The following is a 16,765-nucleotide window of genomic DNA, read 5'->3' as shown; positions in this document are numbered from 1 at the left end:
AAAACTCGTACACGACGGTCGGAAACGTCTGGTTTTTTTAGCTGGGAGCAGTGGGTAGGTTGCGCGAACACCCTGTTCAGGAAGATTTCCCTATGGCTAATCACGGCTACATGACCATCACTGGCGCGACTCAAGGGTTGATTTCGGCGGGTTGCTCCACACAGGACTCCATCGGCAACAAGTGCCAGGCCGGGCATCGCGACGAGATCATGGTGCTGTCGCTAAACCACGTTATGGAGCATGTCGGTAATAGCACCCGGGCCACCCATCAGCCCATCATCATCACCAAGAACATCGACAAGTCTTCGCCTCTGTTGGCACAGGCGATGGCAAGCCTTGAGACTCTTGACTGCAAGATCACGTTCTTCCGGGTTTCGGCCCATGGCGTTCAGGAAAGGTTCTACACCATCGAAATAAACGGCGCGCGCATCAGCCGGCTGATGGTGGATATGCCCCATGCCATGCTGGAGAATGATGAAGAAGCTCAAGAGCAGGTCTCTATTCGCTACCGTGACATCAGTTGGGTCCATCACCTGGCAGGGACCACTGGCTACAGCTCATGGGGCGAGCCCGAATGAGGAAATCGACCGAGCAGGAAGTCAAAAGCACCTGCGACTACTGGGAGGTGACACAGGCTGCAAACTACTTGGTGAGCCAGGCTTGTACCTTGGGTGGTCGGCATATTAGAGATGGCGGTTTGCGGGCCAGCTTCAGCCGAGAGGTGGCCTACTACGCGAGGGGAATTGTTCGGGATGTGGACAGTGGGCGCAAGACGGCCGATGAGGGGTTGGAAGCGTTGCTCCACGAAAAACGAGCGTTAGTGAAGCAGTCGCGTGACATTGCGCTGAAAGGAATTGGCGTAATTGCGGGGTCGGCGCAGTTCGTAGCCGGGGCGGGGCTTTGTTATGGTTCAGTTGGGCTTTTATGCCCTTTTTTCGGGGTGCCGTTGATGGCTCACGGCGCGAATAATATCTACGAGAACGGGCGTAATATGCTCCAGGGACGTTCTGATACTCAAGGTCCGATTAGAAAACTGTACCAAAAGGCATCGTCGGCTTTGGGCGGAACGAGTGTTGAAGGGAATATTGCCTATGGCGCGGTCGACATCGGTATGTCCGCTTATGGACTTCTCAGGTTGAGGCTCAGGCCGGATGCTTGGCGATTGTTCAGGTATGTGCGCACAGATTATGTCCGTGCCTATCAGATGGTCAGCAAACCTGCTTTGCTGATTGATGGAGTGTCTGGCGGGGTCACGCTTGATGCAATACGTGATGAGGCCACACGGCGTGATTGAGTCATCTCACGTGTGGGAAGGGGGGTACTACTTAGTTTCATTGTTGGTGTGGGTGCAAACTTATTATCTATCACGCCGGTTTTCAGGTGAGCGATTCAATCTGCTTGCATTTTCAGTGTTGTTTTTATTCGCATTTGGTTGGGGAATGGTACAAATGAGCCTGGTGTATCATGGGTACTTCAGGTTGTGGGGAACCACGGTTAAATTATTCGACGAAAGCGAGTTTGCGAACTGGTTTGCTCTTGTTTGTACAGGGTTGCAGGCATTTTGTATTCCCGGGCGGAGCGGCCACGGTCAATGGCGTGGCAAATAGTGGTTAGTGGATACGTTTTGAGATGGCGGACAGTGGTTTTCAAATGCTTTGGAGCGACAGCGCCTTTAGGACACAGACAATAAAAAGCCCCTGCCTCACCGGCTGCGGATAGGGGACGCAGCGGATGAGGCAGGGGCTTTCGGGGCCGACCTTACTGGGCGATGGTTTTCACCGACACGCCGCGCTCGATCGGGGTGGAACGGCCGTAGATGTCCTCGAAGCGCTCGATGTCGTCTTCACCCAGGTAGCTGCCCGACTGCACTTCGATGATTTCCAGCGGGATCTTGCCCGGGTTGCGCAGGCGGTGCACCGAGGCGATCGGGATGTAGGTGGACTGGTTCTCGCACAGCAGGAACACGTTCTCGTCGCAGGTGACCTCGGCGGTGCCCGACACCACGATCCAGTGCTCGGCGCGGTGGTGGTGCATCTGCAGGCTCAAGCAGGCGCCCGGTTTCACCGAGATGTGCTTGACCTGGAAGCGGCCGCCCATGTCCACCGAGTCGTACGAGCCCCAGGGGCGGTACACTTCGCAGTGGTTCTGGGTTTCGCTGCGGCCCTGCTCGTTGAGGGTGGCGACCATCTGTTTCACGCCCTGGACCTTGTCCTTGTGGGCAATCATCATCGCGTCCTTGGTTTCCACCACCACGATGTTTTCCAGGCCGATCACCGACACCAGCTTGCCGTTGCCATGGATCATGCAGTTGCGGCTGTCCTGCACCACCACGTCGCCCTTGGTGACGTTGCCGTTGGCGTCTTTCTCGTGCACGTCCCACAGCGACGACCAGCAGCCCACGTCGCTCCAGCCGGCGGTCAGCGGCACCACGCAGGCACGCTGGGTCTTTTCCATCACCGCGTAGTCGATGGAATTGTCCGGGCAGCAGGCGAAGGTGGCTTCGTCGATCTCGATGTTGTCGCCGTCCTTCACGCTGCGCTCAAGGGTGAGCATGCAGGTGTCGTAGATGTCCGGGTCGTGCTTCTTCAGCTCTTCCAGGAAGCGGCTGGCGCGGAACAGGAACATGCCGCTGTTCCAGAAGTAGCCACCGGCCTCGACGAATTCACTGGCGCGTTTTTCATCCGGTTTCTCGACGAACTGGGCCACACGGCTCACGCCTTCGGGCAGCAGCGCATCGTTGGTGGACTTGATGTAGCCATAGCCGGTTTCCGGCTTGGTGGCCGGCACGCCGAACAGCACCATCTCGCCACGCTCGGCGGCCACGGTGGCCAGGGCCAGGGCGCGTTGCAGGGCTTTCTGGTCGTCGATCACGTGGTCGGCGGGCAGCACCAGCATCAGCTCGTCGCGGCCTTCATTCACCAGCTTCATGGCGGTCAGGGCCACGGCTGGCGCGGTGTTGCGGCCGAAGGGCTCCATCAGGATGCCCTGGGTTTCCAGTTTCAGGTTGGCCAACTGTTCGTTGACGATGAAGCGGTGGTCCTTGTTGCAGACCACGATGGGGGTGTCCATGCCTTCGAACACCAGGCGTTCCAGGGTTTGCTGGAACAGTGTGTGCTCGCCGGTCAGGGCCAGGAATTGCTTGGGGAATTGCTTGCGCGAAAGCGGCCACAGACGAGAGCCACTACCACCTGACAAGATCACCGGAATCATAATGTTTCTCCATAAAACGAATGGTTAGTTAGACGCGTTGCCGTTTCTGTCTTGTTGTTGTTCCCTGCTGGCCGCCCGTTGCTGCGGGCGGCCGGCTCGATGTTTCTCAGCGGGTGGACACCGGGCGCTGTACCCAGACTGGCGACAGGCTGCTGCCTTCGCCGGTCACGTAGAGCACGGCGGCCTCGCCACGCTCCAGGGCCACGGGCTTGAGGTCGCTGACCTTCTTGTCGCCCTCGTACAGCGCCAGGCTGACTTTCACCGGGTTGATCTCGCGCTCGCCGGTGCCCTTGGCGGCCACGTCCTTGACCACGTCGGTCTTGCCGTCGGCGGTCTTCAGGGTCAGCGGCTTGTCACTCAGGTTCTGCACGCGTACCAGCGACTTCTGCTTGTTCTTGAACGGTGGCTCTTCCACCAGTTGCGGGTTGCCGTTGGTGTTGTTGACCACGGTGTAGTAGTGGTCCGAGGCCAGCTTCACCGGCAGGGTCTTGCTGCCGACCTTGGCGCTGTAGTCGCCCTGGGGCATGAAGCTGAAGTCGCTGCTGGCCAGCGGCGCGATCTCGTTGAGGTTGGTGTTGCCGACGCTGGCGCTGACTTCCTGGTTGCCGGCGTTGTAGACACGGACAAAGGCGGAGCCTTTCGGCGCGGTAGGGCCGTAGAGGGCGGCATCGCCACCGGCGAAGGCGTGTGCGGAGAGCAGGCCGGTGGCGGCAATCAGGGCAGCGGCCAGACGGTTTTTAGTGATATGTGCGGTCATGTGCATTTCCTCTTTGCTTGTAAGGTTCGAGCTTTTCAACGGCTCAGTTGGATTGGCCCACAGCCAGGTTCTGGTTGGTATTCGGGTCTTTTTTCAGCTCGGCGATCCAGTTCGGGTCGAAGTCGCCGAGGTCGTTCTTCATTGGCAGATAACGTTCCGGGAACTCCCAGATCAGCACCTGGGGCGGGCTGTTCTTGAAGGCGTCGGTTTGCAGGTACTTGAGCATCGGCAGAATCGGGCCATGGCCGTCTTCGGCGTAGTTGACGACGTCGCTGTTGAGCGACTGCTTCAGCGCGCCCAGGAAGTTCCAGTGCGGGTTGGCGCTGTAGCTGGTGCCCACCAGGGCCACCGGGATTTCGCTCCCGCCAAACAGCGCGTCGCCGCTGTCGGCCTGCTCGCCTGCCTGGGTGGTAGTGCGCTGGGCCAGCTCATCCGGTTTGGGCAGCAGGTTGCTGAACAGCGGGTCCAAGGGCAGGAAGTTGGTCAGGTCGCCCTTGTAGGGCTTGCTGCTGTCGCTGGCAGTGACGAAGGTCTGCGGCTGGCCGCTGAGCGGCATGTGCGCGCTGATGGCGGTGCCCAGGTTGTGGGCGACCACGTCGGCGCCCATGGGCGTCCAGTGGGTGTCGGTGCGCAGGAACACCTGGCCATGGGCCTTGGCCTGCTGCAGCGGGGCCAGCAGGTCGGGGGCGAAGATGCCGGCGGCCGCAGCCTGGGCGTGGAACTGCTGATACAGGTCCTGGTGCAGCGCGGCCGGGGCGGTGGCGCCGATGTGCTCGGGGTACAGGCGCGCCTTGGCCGGGACGATGGCCAGCACCAGCTGCACGCCGTGCTGCTTGAGCTGGGCCTGCACGCCCTTGATCAGGGCAAAGTTGTCCGCTTCCACCTGGGCGCCGTTGGCGACGGGGTCGAATTCCTCGTCGCTGTACAGCCATTGGTCGCGGCCCAGCACCACGCCGGGGCGGCCTTCGTGGAACAGCTTGAAGTCCACCGCCGCCCACAGGTTGGTGCCCAGGCGCTTGATCGGGAACTGGTCGTCGTAGTGGGTTTCCACCGCCTTGGTGAACTTGCCGTTGAGCACGGTCATCTGTTGGGTGCGGTTGAAGCTGGCGAAGCTCCACAGCGACCAGATGCCCAGGCCCAGCAGCACGGCCAGGAACAGCAGGATGTAGAGGATGCGTAATGATCGGGTCATGGTCGGCTCGCTCAGAACTGGAAGTAGAGGAACGGCGAGAAACTTTGCGCCGACAGCTTCAGGATCGAGGCCAGGAACAGCACCAGCACCAGCGTGCGCATCAGGTAGCGGCTCCAGTCCACGGTCCAGTACGAGGCTTGCACCTGGTGGCCGTGGGCGTGGGCCGCCAGCGCGGCCGGGTTGTCGCCCGGGGTGGCGCGGTACAGGCCAGGTTGCGCGGTGGCCGGGCCGTTGGCTTCGGCAACCGGGGCCTTGGCTTTTGGCTTGGGCTGGTTGGTGTACAGGTCACGCAGGCCGAAGAACGCCAGGGTGATGTAGGCGATCACCAGGGTCGCCACTTGCAGGCCGGTGAGGCTGGCGGCGTTGAGCTCGGACAGGTGCCAGTCGCCGAAGCTGAACATGGCGCCGTACATGCGGTAGGCCACGTGCAGGTTCTCGGCGCGGAAGATCACCCAGCCCATGATCACCAGCAGGAAGGTCAGCGCCCAGCGAATCGGGTTCAGCGCCCGTGGCGTGGTGTTGATGCCCAGCAGGCGCTCGATGGCCAGCCACGCGCCGTGCCAGGCGCCCCAGATGATGTAGGTGAAGTTGGCGCCGTGCCACAGGCCGCCCAGCAGCATGGTCAGGAACAGGTTGCGGTAGGTGGCCAGGGTGCCTTTGCGGTTGCCGCCCAGGGTGATGTACAGGTAGTCGCGCAGCCAGGTCGACAGGCTGATGTGCCAGCGGCGCCAGAACTCGGTGATCGACTGGCTGATGTAGGGCTGCTTGAAGTTTTCCATGAAGCGGAAGCCCATCATCAGGCCCAGGCCGATGGCCATGTCGCTGTAGCCGGAGAAGTCGAAGTACAGCTGCGCGGTGTAGGCCAGGGCGCCCAGCCAGGCGTCGCCGGTGGTCGGTGCGGCCAGGGCGAAGCAATGGTCGGAGACGGTGGCCAGGGTGTCGGCGATGAACACCTTCTTGATGAAGCCCTGCATGAACCGCGTGGCGCCCTCGCTGAACTTGTCGAGGGTGTGGGTGCGGTTGTTGAACTGGTCCACCAGGTCGGCGAAACGCAGCACCGGCCCGGCGATCAGGTGCGGGAAGATGGCCACGAAGGCGGCGAAGTCGATCAGGTTGCGCGTGGCCGGGGTGTCGCCGCGGTACACGTCGATGATGTAGCTGATCGATTCGAAGATGTAGAACGAGATGCCGATAGGCAACAGCACGTGCGTGAGGATGAACGGCTGCATGCCGAACGAGCTGATGATGGCGTTGATGCTCTCCACGCCGAAGTTGGCGTACTTGAAGTAGCCCAGCACGCACAGGTCCACGGCCACGCCCAGCAGCAGCCAGCGCTGTGCGGGTTTGGTGCGCACGCCGGCGGCGCCTACGCGCAGGCCGATCCAGTAGTTCCACAGGGTGACCGCGGCGAACAGCGCCAGGAAGTCCACCCGCCACCAGGCGTAGAACACGTAGCTGGCGACCAGCAACAGCAGGTTGCGGTAACGATTGCCGCACAGGTAGTACAAGCCGAGAAAGACCGGCAAGAACAGGAACAGGAACACGTTAGATGAGAAAACCATCCCGATCTCTCCTTGTTTGATCCATACACAAGGGCCAAAGCCCCCCCAAACCCCCCATTTATTCCAGGGGGTAAATCACCTCTACGCCATCTCGTAGCCGCTGCCGCCAGGCTGCGCTGGCCGGTGTGAACCCTGAAGATCTCCAGTGAGGTTCAGGGCCAGCGCAGCCTTCGGCAGCGGCTACAGGTCTAGGAGCCTTTGTTGCCTTTTTCGTGCTCGGGGTCGTAGACCTTGGTCAGGTCGCCGCCCAGGCGGAAGGTCTTGAACGGCTGGCCTTCGTGCTTGCGTTCAAGCGCGTCGGACGGGCAGCTGTAGAGGCTGCACCAGGGCTCCAGCCAGGCGAATTTGCTGTCCACCTTGAGGTCGGTCATGTCCTGGTCCTTGCCGTTCTTGGCCTCGAAGATGTCCGGGTCTTTCACCCCGGCCAGCACCTTGTCGCCCAGGCGTTTCAGGGCACCGTTGTTTTCCTGGCGCAGGTCCACGCCGTTGGCCTGGGCGAAGCTGGCGATCATGGCCAGCGGCGGCAGGGCGTAGTTGTGGTAGGCCAGGGCACGCTGCTGGCGCTTGAGCTCGTTGGGCAGGAAGCCATCGGCGTCGACCTGGCTGGCGCCGATCTTGTATTCCTTCACCGACCAGTCGAACAGGTCGCGGCGGTCCAGGGCCACGGATGCGGCCATCACCGACCAGGCGGCCCAGTACGAGTGGTTGTTGGTGTGGTCCAGCGGCAGGTTGTTCCAGTCGCTCACCACCTGGTCGGCCAGGCGCCCGAACCAGGCCTCGATCACCTGGGTCTGCTGCTGGTGGGTGGCCAGCGGGTGCGAGTCGGAGAACTTCAGCCGCACATACGCCGAGGCCATGCTGCCCAACGCCCATTTGCGCATGGACTTGCCGGTGTGGTTGAAGTCCTTGGACATCAGCGCGTCGGCCTGGGCCCACGTCACCATCCAGTTCAGCGCGCAATCCAGTTGCGCCGGGTTGCCGTCGCGCATGTACACCATCACCTGCTTGCTGATGCCGCGCTCCATGCTGGTGATGTCCTTGGTGGCATCGCGGAAGGCTTTGTCAGAGGTGGCGTTGAAGGTCGAACGGGTCTTGTCCGAACCTTCGTACTTGCTGCGGAACTGCAGGCTCTGGGTGTAGGGCTGCGGCATGGCCGGGCAACCCTGGTCGTTCGGGCTGGTCTTGAACTTGTCCACGGCGGCCAGGTAACCCTGCGGCGGGTGCAGGGGCGCGGCGGCCTGGGCGTGGCCGGCGAAGATGGCCAGGCCCAGCAGGGTAGGGGCGAGCAGGTGGCGTAGTGCGTTGGTGCGGTTCATGGGTAACCTCACAGTCCGGCTTGGGCGTTCTGTTGTTTCGGCGATTGCTGAACGCCAGGGAAGACGTTGCGCTTGCACACGGTGGCTTCGACTTTCTGGGCAGGTTGGCCGGCCTCGGGGCCTTCCACTTCCAGGGCCAGCAGGTTCTGCGAAGCCCAGTCCTCGTCGTTGCGCAACTCGAAGGCAAAGCGCCCGTCGGTTTCCGATGTGGTCGGTTTTTCGATCTTCAGGTCCTCATGCCGCCCGTTCAGGTACCACAGGGTGGCGTGCAGGGTCTTGACCGAGGTGTCGGCGAACTTGATGTCGATCTGGTGGTTGCCGTTGTGCAGGTCCTTGATGCCGTTGCGGCCGTTGATCAGCAATTCGTTCTTGCCGGTCTTGAGCGTGGTGCTGGCCGACAGCTCGGCGGTCTTGCCGTCGCAGCCGTTGTCCAGCAGCGACATCATCTGCCGGTAGATGGTCTCCTGGTCCAGGCGGTACAGCGGCGAGAACTCCCAGATGAGGATTTTCGGCGGGTGCTTCTGGAAGTCGTCGCTGCCCAGGTACTGCAGCATCGAGCCTTCCAGGCCGCCGCCGGGGAAGGCGACGTTGAGGATGTCGGCGCCGATGTCCTGCTCCAGGAAGCCCGAGAAGTTGTAGTTCTTGCCGCTGTGGCTGGTGCCCACCAGGGTGATCTGCGGGGTGCCGGCGTCGCCGAACAGGTCGCCGTCGGCGGCCTCGCCCTTGGGCTCGGTGGTGAACTGGTCCATGTACTGGATGGCGTAGCTGGTGCCGCACAGCTGGCCGGCCATGTTGTGCAGGGTGCCGGTCTTGCCCATGCGGCCGGACAGGTGGGTCTCGAACTCGCGCTTGGGAATGTCGGCGAAGGCCGGCATTTTCTTCACGGTCTCGGCAACGATCTTGGCGGTGCGCTGGGCGCCGTACGGGGTCCAGTGCTGGTCACCGCGGAAGTAGAAGTCGTGGGCCTGCTGCTCGTTGGTCAGCGGCGACAGGTCCGGCACGTTGAAGCCCATGCTGGCGAAGCGCTTGAGCATGGCCTGGTAGTTCTGCAGCGCCTTGTCGTACTGGAACTTGTCGCGGTCGGCGGGGAACAGCTTGTTGCGGTCCACCAGGCCACGGGTGGGCTGGTACACCACCACCAGCTCCACGCCCTTGCTCTTGAAGGCGTCGTGCAGCTGTTGCAGGCGGCGGTAGCCCTCGGGCGTGGTGTCGAATTCGGTGCGCAGGTCTTCCTGGGTACGGAACAGCCAGTCGCCCTGGGCCTGTACCAGGGTGGTGAAGTTCTGCTGGTAGCGGGTGACGTAGTTCTTCGCATCATGGGCGGCCGGGCACAGGCTGCAGCACGGCGCTGCCTGGTACTTGGGCGCGGCGAAGTCCTGGGCGCTGGCGCCGTTGGACGCGGCCATCATGGCGGCGGCCAGGCCGGACAGGCTGAGCAGCTTGATCAAGGTGGGGTGCATGAAATTCATCCTCAGTCCTGCATTTCGGTCTGGCGTTCGACAGGGTCGATCAGCACGGCTTTTTGTTGGCGAACCATCAGGTCCATGATTTCGGCCTGGCGGTCGCCCAGGATGCCGGTGAAGCTGATGCCGCTGGATTTGGTCGGGGCAAGCATCGACACGCGGTACATTTCAAGCGACAGCGGCGAGTCGATGGACAGCGGCCCGGTGCCGTTGCCGGCCAGCTCGCCACCCACCAGGATCAGCGAGACCTGGGCGTCGAACGGGTCGAGCTTGATGTTGCGGTCGGTGTTGCTCAGGTCCTTGATGTGCCCGTACACGCCGGTCAGGCCGTTGCCCAGGGCTTTGTTCTCGTAGAGGCGGATGTTGGTGCTGTTGCGCACGCGAATGCCGTGGCGCTTGTTGCCCAGCAGCATGTTGCCCCACAGCAGGTTGTCGGCGCTTTCGTACAGGGTGATGCCGTCGGTGTGGTTCTTGTAGATCTTGTTGTAGGCCACCAGGTTGCCCACGCTGTTACGGTCGATCACCACGCCGGACAGATGGTTGTCGTAGCTGCGGTTGTTGATGATGAAGCTGTCGTTCACCTCGCGGGAAACGATGATGCCGTGCTTCTTCTTGGTCCCGTACACCGTGTTGTCGGCGATGATCAGGCCGTGGGAGCGGTCGTGCGGGTCGATGCCGTAGATGACGTTGTCGCGGTAGGTGTTGCTCTTCACCACGAAGTCGGTGGTCTCATAGCAGTAGAAGCCGTACCACATGTCCGAGAAGGTGCTGCCGATGATCCAGCCGGTGGGCTGGGCACGGCCCATCTGCTCGCTCATGTTCGGCGTGTACTGCGAGATGCTCACCCCGTACGACTTGGACTGGTTGTAGCCCATGCTCGCCATCACGGTGTTGACCATGTAGGTCTCGGTGCCGCCCCAGGACAGCAGGAACGGGCGGAAATCCTTGGGGTCGCGGAAGGTCGACGGGCCGTTGTCGGCCTCGCGCCAGCCCAGCACGCGGGTGTCACGGATGAACAGCTTGCCGTCGTTGACGATGAACGCACCGCCTTCCTGGGACAGGCGCAGTTCCTTGGTCTGCTTGTCGATCTCGAAGGTTGCGTTGTGCCCGACCACGATTGGCAGGCGCGCCAGGTACACGCCCGGGGCGGTCTCGCGGATGTACTGCTTGGGCAGCTTGCGCACCAGCTCGGTGAGGTTGACGTAGCCGTCCTCGACGAAGATGGCCTGGGGAATGCCGTGCTGGCGGTTCACCCACTCGGCCATCTTGTTGTCGCCGCCGATGAATTCCTTGAGCACGTCTTCCTGCAGCATGCGCTTGACCACGATCTTGCCGGCCTTGCGGCGGTCAATCTTGGCGGCCACGGCCTTGGCGGTGTAGCCGCTGAGGTCGGGCAGTTTCGGCGCGGCCAGCTCCAGCGACTCGGGGGCCGCGGTGGTGATGGTGTAGGTCTTGGCCTGCTGCAGGGTCTTGGCCTCGTCATCGCCCAGGGGCGGCGCCGGGTGGGCCGCCGGCGCGGCAGCCAGGGCCGCGCCGCTGGCCAGCAGCAGGGCGGTGGCCAGCAAGGCCCTGGGCCATGGCAATCTGTCTGAATTCATCATTTCCTCGCACTCCCTTCGCGGTCGCATCAGAAGCGCCAGATCACGTCGATAAAGGCGCGGTGCATGTAGCTGTCCACTTGATTGCCATAGGCCGAGCCGGGCTTGAACACACCCGCGCGCAGGCGCACCAGGGCCGAAGGCTCGTCGATGGACTGGCTCAGGGCGGCAGGCAGCAGGCCTTGCTTGAAGTACTTGCTGACCACCAGGTCCATCTCCTGGCCCAGGTCCTTGTCACCGTCAGCCAGCGGCAGCGAGCTGATGGAGGTGATGTCGGTCGGGTTTTCCGGGTCGGTGGTGGTGTTCACCGCGTCCAGGGTGCTGGTGCCGATGCCCTGGTTGCCGTCCACGCGCCAGAACTTGTGGTAGATCAGGCTGGCGTCGTATTCGTCGCGCAGCTGCCAGCTGGCGAACAGCGAGGCGCTTTGCACGTTGGCCATCTCGGCCTGGTAGGCCTCGCCGAAGCGCGCCACGCGGGCACGGGTGCCGGTCCAGGTCGAGCGGTTGCTTTGCAGGCCGTTCTGTTCGTAGTCGCGGCTGGCACGCGAATAGGCGCCGCCCACTTGCCACTCGGGCGTCAGGTGCACGCGCAGGCCCAGGTCGGTGGCCCAGCCGTTGACGTGGCCACTGGTCTTGTCGCCGGCCACGGTCTGGCCGTCGACCACGTTGCTGCCAATGCTGTCGCGGTTGCCGGACATGAACGTCAGGCTGCCCCAGTAGTTGATGTTGTTCAGGTTGTCGTGGTTGTAGGCGTCGCTGTCGGCTTCAAGGCCCAGCCAGGTCAGGTCGCCGGTGCTGCTCTTGTCCGAATCGTCGATGGCCTGGCCGGTGCTGGGCAGGCTGCCGCTGTCATGGGTGTGGTGGGCGCGCAGGCCAATCCACTGGCCCGGGGTCCACTGGTACGAGACGTCGCCGTAGGCGTGCAGCACGTCCTTGTCGGTGGCGGCCAGTTCGGTGAGGTCGGTGCGGTATTCGCTGAACCGCTCGGCGACGCCGGCGTGGGCGCGCAGCAAGGTGGTGTCGAAGTCCCAGTTCAGGGCCTCGATGTTGGTGTCTTTCCATTCGCCGTCGTCGTTGCGCAGGCGCTGGCGGCCGAACTTGAGGATCTCGCCGGGGTAGGGCGTGAAGCCGCTGTAGCCGACCCAGAATTCACGCATGGCCAGGTAGTTTTTTTTCTGCTCGCGGCCCTTGGCGGTGCTGTCGCTGGTTACGTCGGACTCTTGCAGGGTGTCGGTCTGGATGGTGTCGGTGGCGGTCACCAACTGGCCCATGGCGTAGGCGCTCCAGTCGCCCCATTGGCCGTACGCCCAGGGGCGCAGGTCCAGGCCCAGGCCGTTGACGTCGCCGCCGGAGCGGGTGCCCAGGTCGCGGTCGTCCTCGGACTGCAGCGTGCCTTTGACTTCGATGCCGAAGTTCTGGTCAGCGGTCAGTGCCGCCAGTGTCGGGCAGGACCAGAGCGCGGCGAAACCCAGGCCAATGCCGGCTTTCATCCATTGGTTCAGTTTCATAGCGATTTGTCCTCAGCGTCTTCGTCTTCCAGCGTCTGCAGGGCAATGCTGCTGTTCTGGTTCATGGCACCGCGCACGTGCTGCTCCTGTTGCAGCAGTTGCTGGGCCTGGGCGCGTTGGTCGGGTGTCAGGGTGGTTTCCAGCTGGGTGGCCAGGTCCAGCACCGGCTGCGCCGGTTCGGGCTGGGCCTTGGCCAGTTGCACGAACATATAGGCGTACACCGGGTTGGGCTGGGTGCCACGGCCGCCCGAATACAGCTGTGCCAGGGCGAAATCGGCGCTGGCCTGGCCACCGCGGGCGGCCATCAGCAGGTTGTCCACGGCCTTCTGCGGCTCGGGCTCGCCCAGGTAGCCACGGCGGTAGATCTGGCCCAGGTAGTAGTGGGCGCTGATCTGGGTAGGGGCGGCGGCCTTGAGGTGCTGCTCGGCCTTCTTCGCGTCCGGGATCACCAGCTTGCCTTCGTAGTACACCTTGCCCAGCAGCAGCTCGGCGCGCGGCTGGTCGGCGTTGCGGCCCTTGTCCAGGTATTCCATCATCTTGTCGACGTCGCCCAGTTCCGGGAAGTCGTAGAGCAGTTGCGCCAGGCTGACCCACGAGGCGGGGTACACCGGGGCGATCTTTTCCAGCATGGCCTGGGCGGTCTTCTCGTCGGTCTGGCCCAGGGTGGCGTCACCCAGCACGCGGGCCACGGCGTCCACGCGCATGGCCGGCACGGCGCCGCGGGCGTAGGCGGCCTGCAGCTGGGCCAGCAACGCCTGCTGACGGTCGCTCTGCTGGCGTTTCTGGTACACGGTGGCCAGTTCCACGTAGCACACGTCGGCCACGGTCAGGGCCTTGCGGCACAGGTTCTCGACGTCGTCCAGGTGCTGGTCGTAGGTGCCCTGGATGCGGTACACCAGCACCTGGGCCAGGTTGGCTTCGGCGTAGCCGGCGGCCTGCCATTCGTTGATCTTTGCCTGGGCGTTCACGCCCGGGAAGGTGTTGGGGTATTGCAGGTAGAGCATGGCCAGCGGCGTCAGGGTGTTGCCCTCGCCGTTGGCAAAGGCTTTCTTCAGCAGGCCTTCGGCTTCGCGTTGTTCCGCCTCGGTGGGGTGCGGCTTGAGGGCCAGCAACCGGCCCAGGCGTGCCTGGGCCCGTGGCGAGGTGTCGGCCGCGGCGCGGTAGGTCGCCTCGGCCTGGCGCAGTTGCTCGGGGTCGCGGGTGCCCACCTGGATATCGGCCAGGCCGACCTGGGCTTCGGTGTAGCCCAGGTCTGCCAGTTGCTGATAATTCTGCTGGGCCAGCGCGGTGTCGCCACGCTTCAAGGCTTCGTTGGCCAGGCGTTGGTCCGGCAGGCCGCTGCAACCGGCCAGGCCGATGGCCACGGCCAGGCCCAGCAGTGCAGATCCTGGCAATATTCTTAGAGTGCTAGCCACAGGTGTTCTCCTCGATCCCACTTACTGGCCGGCGGCCATGGCTTTGTCCATCAGCCAGTTCAGCGACGGACCACGGTCGCTGCTGACGTCCACGGCGCGGCCGGTGAGGTTGCTGTTCAGTGGCTCGTCGGGCTGGATCTGCACGCGCAGGTCCGAGGACAGGTCCAGCGGGTTGATGCTGGTGGCGTTGATGATCTTGCCCTGGCGCACGGTGCTGTCGCCGGCCACCTGGAAGTTCACCGCGGTACCCGGGGTCACGTCGCCGAACTGGCGGTAGGCGAAGCGCGCCTCGACGTTGGCGGTGGTGTTGCGCGGTACCAGGGTGAAGATCACGTCGCCCTTGCTGGCGTACTGGCCGTCGGCAACCAGTTGCTGGCCCACGGTGCAGTCACACGGCGAGGTCAGGGTGCCGGTCATCTGCTTGCCGAACAGTTCGGTGATCTTGTCCGGTTGCAGTTGGTCGGGGTCCAGATTGCCTTTCAACACGTCGAGCATGCTGGTGCTGAAGCTGGCCAGCGGTGCGCCCTTGGGTGCCACGCCGTCGGCGCCCACCAGGCTCTGCACGGTGCCGTCGCGGGGCATGGTGATGTTCATCGATGGCGCGGCGACCAGGCCCGCCTGGGCGTGGGTCACGAAGTACAGGCCGTACACCGATTTCAGCACGAAGCCGAAGGCCGCCAGGCCCACCACGAACACGCCGGCGCTGAAGGTCACGGCTTTCAAACGGGCGAACGCCGACTGGCCACCGCCCAGCTTCTTGTCCTTGCGCGCCTTGGTGAAATTGTCGCGCTGCAGGGTGCCCAGCACGTCGCCGACGCTGATGATCTCGCCGCTCAGGTGCGAGGTGATCAGGTGGCGCATGGTGGCGATGTCCTGCTGCTCCAGGTTCTGGAACTGGCAGCCGACGCGGCCGGTGCTGTCGTTGAACGAGCGCACCTGGAACTCGATGTCCATGCCCAGGCCCAGGGTGTCGATGACGAACATCAGGCGCCCGCGGTGTACCTCACCTTCCTTCAGCGGCTTGGGCGCGTGGAAGGCCAGGCCACCGGCCGACAGGTCCTCGATGCGCACCTCGATGTTTTCCCGGTTGGGCCCCTGGTAGCGCAACTTGGCGGGCAGCTTGACCCGGGCGTGCTGGCGCTGGGCTTCGGACTCATGCACGACATTCACGTTCACGGCGTTATTCATGGCGGTAATTCCTGGTTAATCCATTAGTGTCCGGTTCACACCATCACGAACAGCACAGCCACGAAGATGCTGGCGGCCGAGAACGTCATGGTCCGTGAAGACCAGGTGTTGAACCATTGTTGAAAGCTCGCGAGATCGCGTTTGAGCACGGTGGGCTGGCGGGTCCAGGACTGCTTGTCGAGGCGGAAGAACACGTAGATCTTCATGATCGCGCCGACGATCTGGTTGTAATACAGGATCACCGGATAGGCAGGCCCTACCGAGTGGCCCGAGCACATCAGCATGATGGTCAGGATCAAACGGGTGATGCCGATCCACAGCAGGTAACCCAGCAGGAACGCGATGTTGAACTTGAGCGTGGCGATGATGGCCGCGGTCAGGCCCAGCAGGCTGGTCCACATGGACACACGCTGGTCGAACAGCACGATGCTGGTGAACACCCCCAGGCGGCGTACGCCCAGGCCCAGCGCGCGGGAGTTCTGGCGCAGGTTGTTGCCGTACCAGCGGTACATCAGCTTGCGGCTGGCCTTCAGGAAGCTCTTCTCGGGCGGGTGCTCCACGGTGTTGATCGCGGCATCGGGCACGTAGAAGGTGTCATAGCCCAGGCGCATCAGGCTGAACCAGCTGGACTTGTCGTCACCGGTGAGGAACTTGAAGCGGCCCAGGCGCCAATGCTCCAGGGAGTCGCTTTCCACGTCGGCGATGAACTCGGGGTTGGTGACCACGGTGGCGCGGAACACCGACATGCGCCCGGTCATGGTCAGCACGCGCTTGGACAGGGCCATGGAGCACATGTTGATGTGGCGCTGGGCGAAGCGCAGCTTGTGCCACTCGCTCATGATGTAGCCACCGCGCACTTCGCAGAACTCGTTGGTGGTCAGGCCGCCGACGTTGTCGTAGAGCTTGAACCAGGGCACGGTCTTGCGCACGCAGCCGTCGGCCAGCACGGTGTCGCCGTCGATCACCGCCACGACCGCGTTGTCGTCGGGCAGGTGGCGGGAGATGGCGCGGAAGCCGAAGGCCAGGCCGTCGCGCTTGCCGGTGCCGGCGATGCGCACGAAGTCCAGGGAGACGCGGTCAGGGGGAGCCATCTTGGCCCACAGCGCCTTGACCAGCAGTTCATCGGACATTTCCACCAGCGAGCACACCACGGTGGTGGGGTAGCCGCAGTTGATGGCTTCGCGGATCACCGAGCTGTACACCTGGGCGGTGGTCAGCGCGTCGATGCGGAAACTGGTGACCATCAGGAACACATGGCTGGGGTCGGCCGCGGCGCCCAACTTGCGGACCTTGCGGCGCAGGTGCGGGTACACCACGTACAGGAACAGCATGCCGCGCACGAAGTGCGTGGCGCCCATCGAATAGCGCCAGATACCCACGGCGCCAATCAGGAAAATGAAGTCTTTCGACTGTGAGTCGAAAAGAGTGGTTGGCAACGCCAGGGCGAGTGCCATCAGCAATGTCAGGTAGAACAACCATCCGGCGGCCTGGAGTAGACCGTGTTTTAGCCTGTGCATGATCTGCGTCCGTATCGATTGTCGGTCATTGCGGGGTAG

General features: G+C 63.2%; 13 protein-coding genes. 2 read left to right on the top strand and 11 right to left on the bottom strand.

The genetic code is table 11. From position 1 onward, the window contains the following. The first annotated feature begins 92 nt into the window (after nucleotides 1–92). Both AC0Z2B_RS02870 and AC0Z2B_RS02865 read left to right on the top strand, forming a co-directional pair. Nucleotides 93–578, top strand: a complete 486-nt coding sequence (locus AC0Z2B_RS02870) for an Hcp family type VI secretion system effector (protein ID WP_476295047.1) — start codon at nucleotides 93–95, stop codon at nucleotides 576–578. Continuing rightward, entirely contained in the window at nucleotides 575–1,294 is a 720-nt protein-coding gene (locus tag AC0Z2B_RS02865; protein WP_476295046.1) for a DUF4225 domain-containing protein, read from the top strand. The genes AC0Z2B_RS02870 and AC0Z2B_RS02865 overlap by 4 nt, the downstream gene beginning before the upstream one ends. 464 nt (nucleotides 1,295–1,758) lie before the next feature. Here AC0Z2B_RS02865 and AC0Z2B_RS02860 read toward each other — a convergent pair whose 3' ends face one another. The 11 genes from AC0Z2B_RS02860 to alg8 form a co-directional block, all read right to left on the bottom strand. After that, nucleotides 1,759–3,210: a mannose-1-phosphate guanylyltransferase/mannose-6-phosphate isomerase gene (locus AC0Z2B_RS02860; protein WP_416422605.1), complete on the bottom strand. Its 1,452-nt coding sequence runs from the start codon at nucleotides 3,208–3,210 to the stop codon at nucleotides 1,759–1,761. A gap of 106 nt (nucleotides 3,211–3,316) precedes the next feature. Then, on the bottom strand, nucleotides 3,317–3,967 hold the full coding sequence (locus AC0Z2B_RS02855) for an alginate O-acetyltransferase AlgF (protein ID WP_476295044.1): 651 nt from the start codon (nucleotides 3,965–3,967) through the stop codon (nucleotides 3,317–3,319). A 43-nt stretch (nucleotides 3,968–4,010) separates the two neighbouring features. Beyond that, on the bottom strand, nucleotides 4,011–5,159 hold the full coding sequence (locus tag AC0Z2B_RS02850; RefSeq protein ID WP_476295043.1) for an alginate O-acetyltransferase: 1,149 nt from the start codon (nucleotides 5,157–5,159) through the stop codon (nucleotides 4,011–4,013). A gap of 11 nt (nucleotides 5,160–5,170) precedes the next feature. Beyond that, nucleotides 5,171–6,721, bottom strand: a complete 1,551-nt coding sequence (locus tag AC0Z2B_RS02845; protein ID WP_416422607.1) for an MBOAT family O-acyltransferase — start codon at nucleotides 6,719–6,721, stop codon at nucleotides 5,171–5,173. Nucleotides 6,722–6,909: 188 nt separating this feature from the next. Continuing rightward, nucleotides 6,910–8,037 (bottom strand): mannuronate-specific alginate lyase, encoded by a 1,128-nt coding sequence (locus AC0Z2B_RS02840; RefSeq protein WP_476295042.1) that lies wholly within the window; start codon nucleotides 8,035–8,037, stop codon nucleotides 6,910–6,912. An 8-nt stretch (nucleotides 8,038–8,045) separates the two neighbouring features. Next, nucleotides 8,046–9,497: an alginate O-acetyltransferase gene (locus tag AC0Z2B_RS02835; RefSeq protein ID WP_416422609.1), complete on the bottom strand. Its 1,452-nt coding sequence runs from the start codon at nucleotides 9,495–9,497 to the stop codon at nucleotides 8,046–8,048. 11 nt (nucleotides 9,498–9,508) lie between these two features. Next, nucleotides 9,509–11,101 carry a mannuronan 5-epimerase AlgG gene (gene algG / locus AC0Z2B_RS02830; RefSeq protein WP_416422610.1) on the bottom strand — a complete coding sequence of 531 codons (1,593 nt, stop codon included), beginning with the start codon at nucleotides 11,099–11,101 and terminating at the stop codon, nucleotides 9,509–9,511. 26 nt (nucleotides 11,102–11,127) lie between these two features. Continuing rightward, nucleotides 11,128–12,606, bottom strand: coding sequence for an alginate export family protein (locus AC0Z2B_RS02825; RefSeq protein ID WP_476295040.1), 1,479 nt, complete (start codon nucleotides 12,604–12,606; stop codon nucleotides 11,128–11,130). After that, nucleotides 12,603–14,021: an alginate biosynthesis TPR repeat lipoprotein AlgK gene (gene algK / locus AC0Z2B_RS02820; RefSeq protein WP_476295038.1), complete on the bottom strand. Its 1,419-nt coding sequence runs from the start codon at nucleotides 14,019–14,021 to the stop codon at nucleotides 12,603–12,605. The genes AC0Z2B_RS02825 and algK overlap by 4 nt, the downstream gene beginning before the upstream one ends. A 21-nt stretch (nucleotides 14,022–14,042) precedes the next feature. Continuing rightward, nucleotides 14,043–15,209 (bottom strand): PilZ domain-containing protein, encoded by a 1,167-nt coding sequence (locus AC0Z2B_RS02815; protein ID WP_416422613.1) that lies wholly within the window; start codon nucleotides 15,207–15,209, stop codon nucleotides 14,043–14,045. 35 nt (nucleotides 15,210–15,244) lie between these two features. After that, the gene (gene alg8 / locus AC0Z2B_RS02810; RefSeq protein ID WP_416422614.1) at nucleotides 15,245–16,726 is read right to left on the bottom strand and encodes a mannuronan synthase; all 1,482 of its coding nucleotides are present in this window, start codon (nucleotides 16,724–16,726) and stop codon (nucleotides 15,245–15,247) included. Between the last annotated feature and the right edge of the window lie 39 nt (nucleotides 16,727–16,765).

The organism is Pseudomonas sp. GYB4201, from assembly GCF_056312595.1.
Note: the sequence above shows the minus strand (reverse complement) of the source record. Positions and strands in the feature narration are given on the sequence as shown.

Excerpts from the sequence above, each read along its gene's own strand:
- AC0Z2B_RS02865 (WP_476295046.1), top strand. The coding sequence starts at position 575 with ATGAGGAAATCGACCGAGCAGGAAGTCAAAAGCACCTGCGACTACTGG.
- AC0Z2B_RS02855 (WP_476295044.1), bottom strand. The coding sequence starts at position 3,967 with ATGACCGCACATATCACTAAAAACCGTCTGGCCGCTGCCCTGATTGCC.
- alg8 (WP_416422614.1), bottom strand. The coding sequence starts at position 16,726 with ATGCACAGGCTAAAACACGGTCTACTCCAGGCCGCCGGATGGTTGTTC.
- AC0Z2B_RS02825 (WP_476295040.1), bottom strand. The coding sequence starts at position 12,606 with ATGAAACTGAACCAATGGATGAAAGCCGGCATTGGCCTGGGTTTCGCC.
- AC0Z2B_RS02835 (WP_416422609.1), bottom strand. The coding sequence starts at position 9,497 with ATGCACCCCACCTTGATCAAGCTGCTCAGCCTGTCCGGCCTGGCCGCC.
- AC0Z2B_RS02840 (WP_476295042.1), bottom strand. The coding sequence starts at position 8,037 with ATGAACCGCACCAACGCACTACGCCACCTGCTCGCCCCTACCCTGCTG.
- AC0Z2B_RS02815 (WP_416422613.1), bottom strand. The coding sequence starts at position 15,209 with ATGAATAACGCCGTGAACGTGAATGTCGTGCATGAGTCCGAAGCCCAG.
- algG (WP_416422610.1), bottom strand. The coding sequence starts at position 11,101 with ATGATGAATTCAGACAGATTGCCATGGCCCAGGGCCTTGCTGGCCACC.
- AC0Z2B_RS02870 (WP_476295047.1), top strand. The coding sequence starts at position 93 with ATGGCTAATCACGGCTACATGACCATCACTGGCGCGACTCAAGGGTTG.
- AC0Z2B_RS02850 (WP_476295043.1), bottom strand. The coding sequence starts at position 5,159 with ATGACCCGATCATTACGCATCCTCTACATCCTGCTGTTCCTGGCCGTG.
- AC0Z2B_RS02845 (WP_416422607.1), bottom strand. The coding sequence starts at position 6,721 with ATGGTTTTCTCATCTAACGTGTTCCTGTTCCTGTTCTTGCCGGTCTTT.
- AC0Z2B_RS02860 (WP_416422605.1), bottom strand. The coding sequence starts at position 3,210 with ATGATTCCGGTGATCTTGTCAGGTGGTAGTGGCTCTCGTCTGTGGCCG.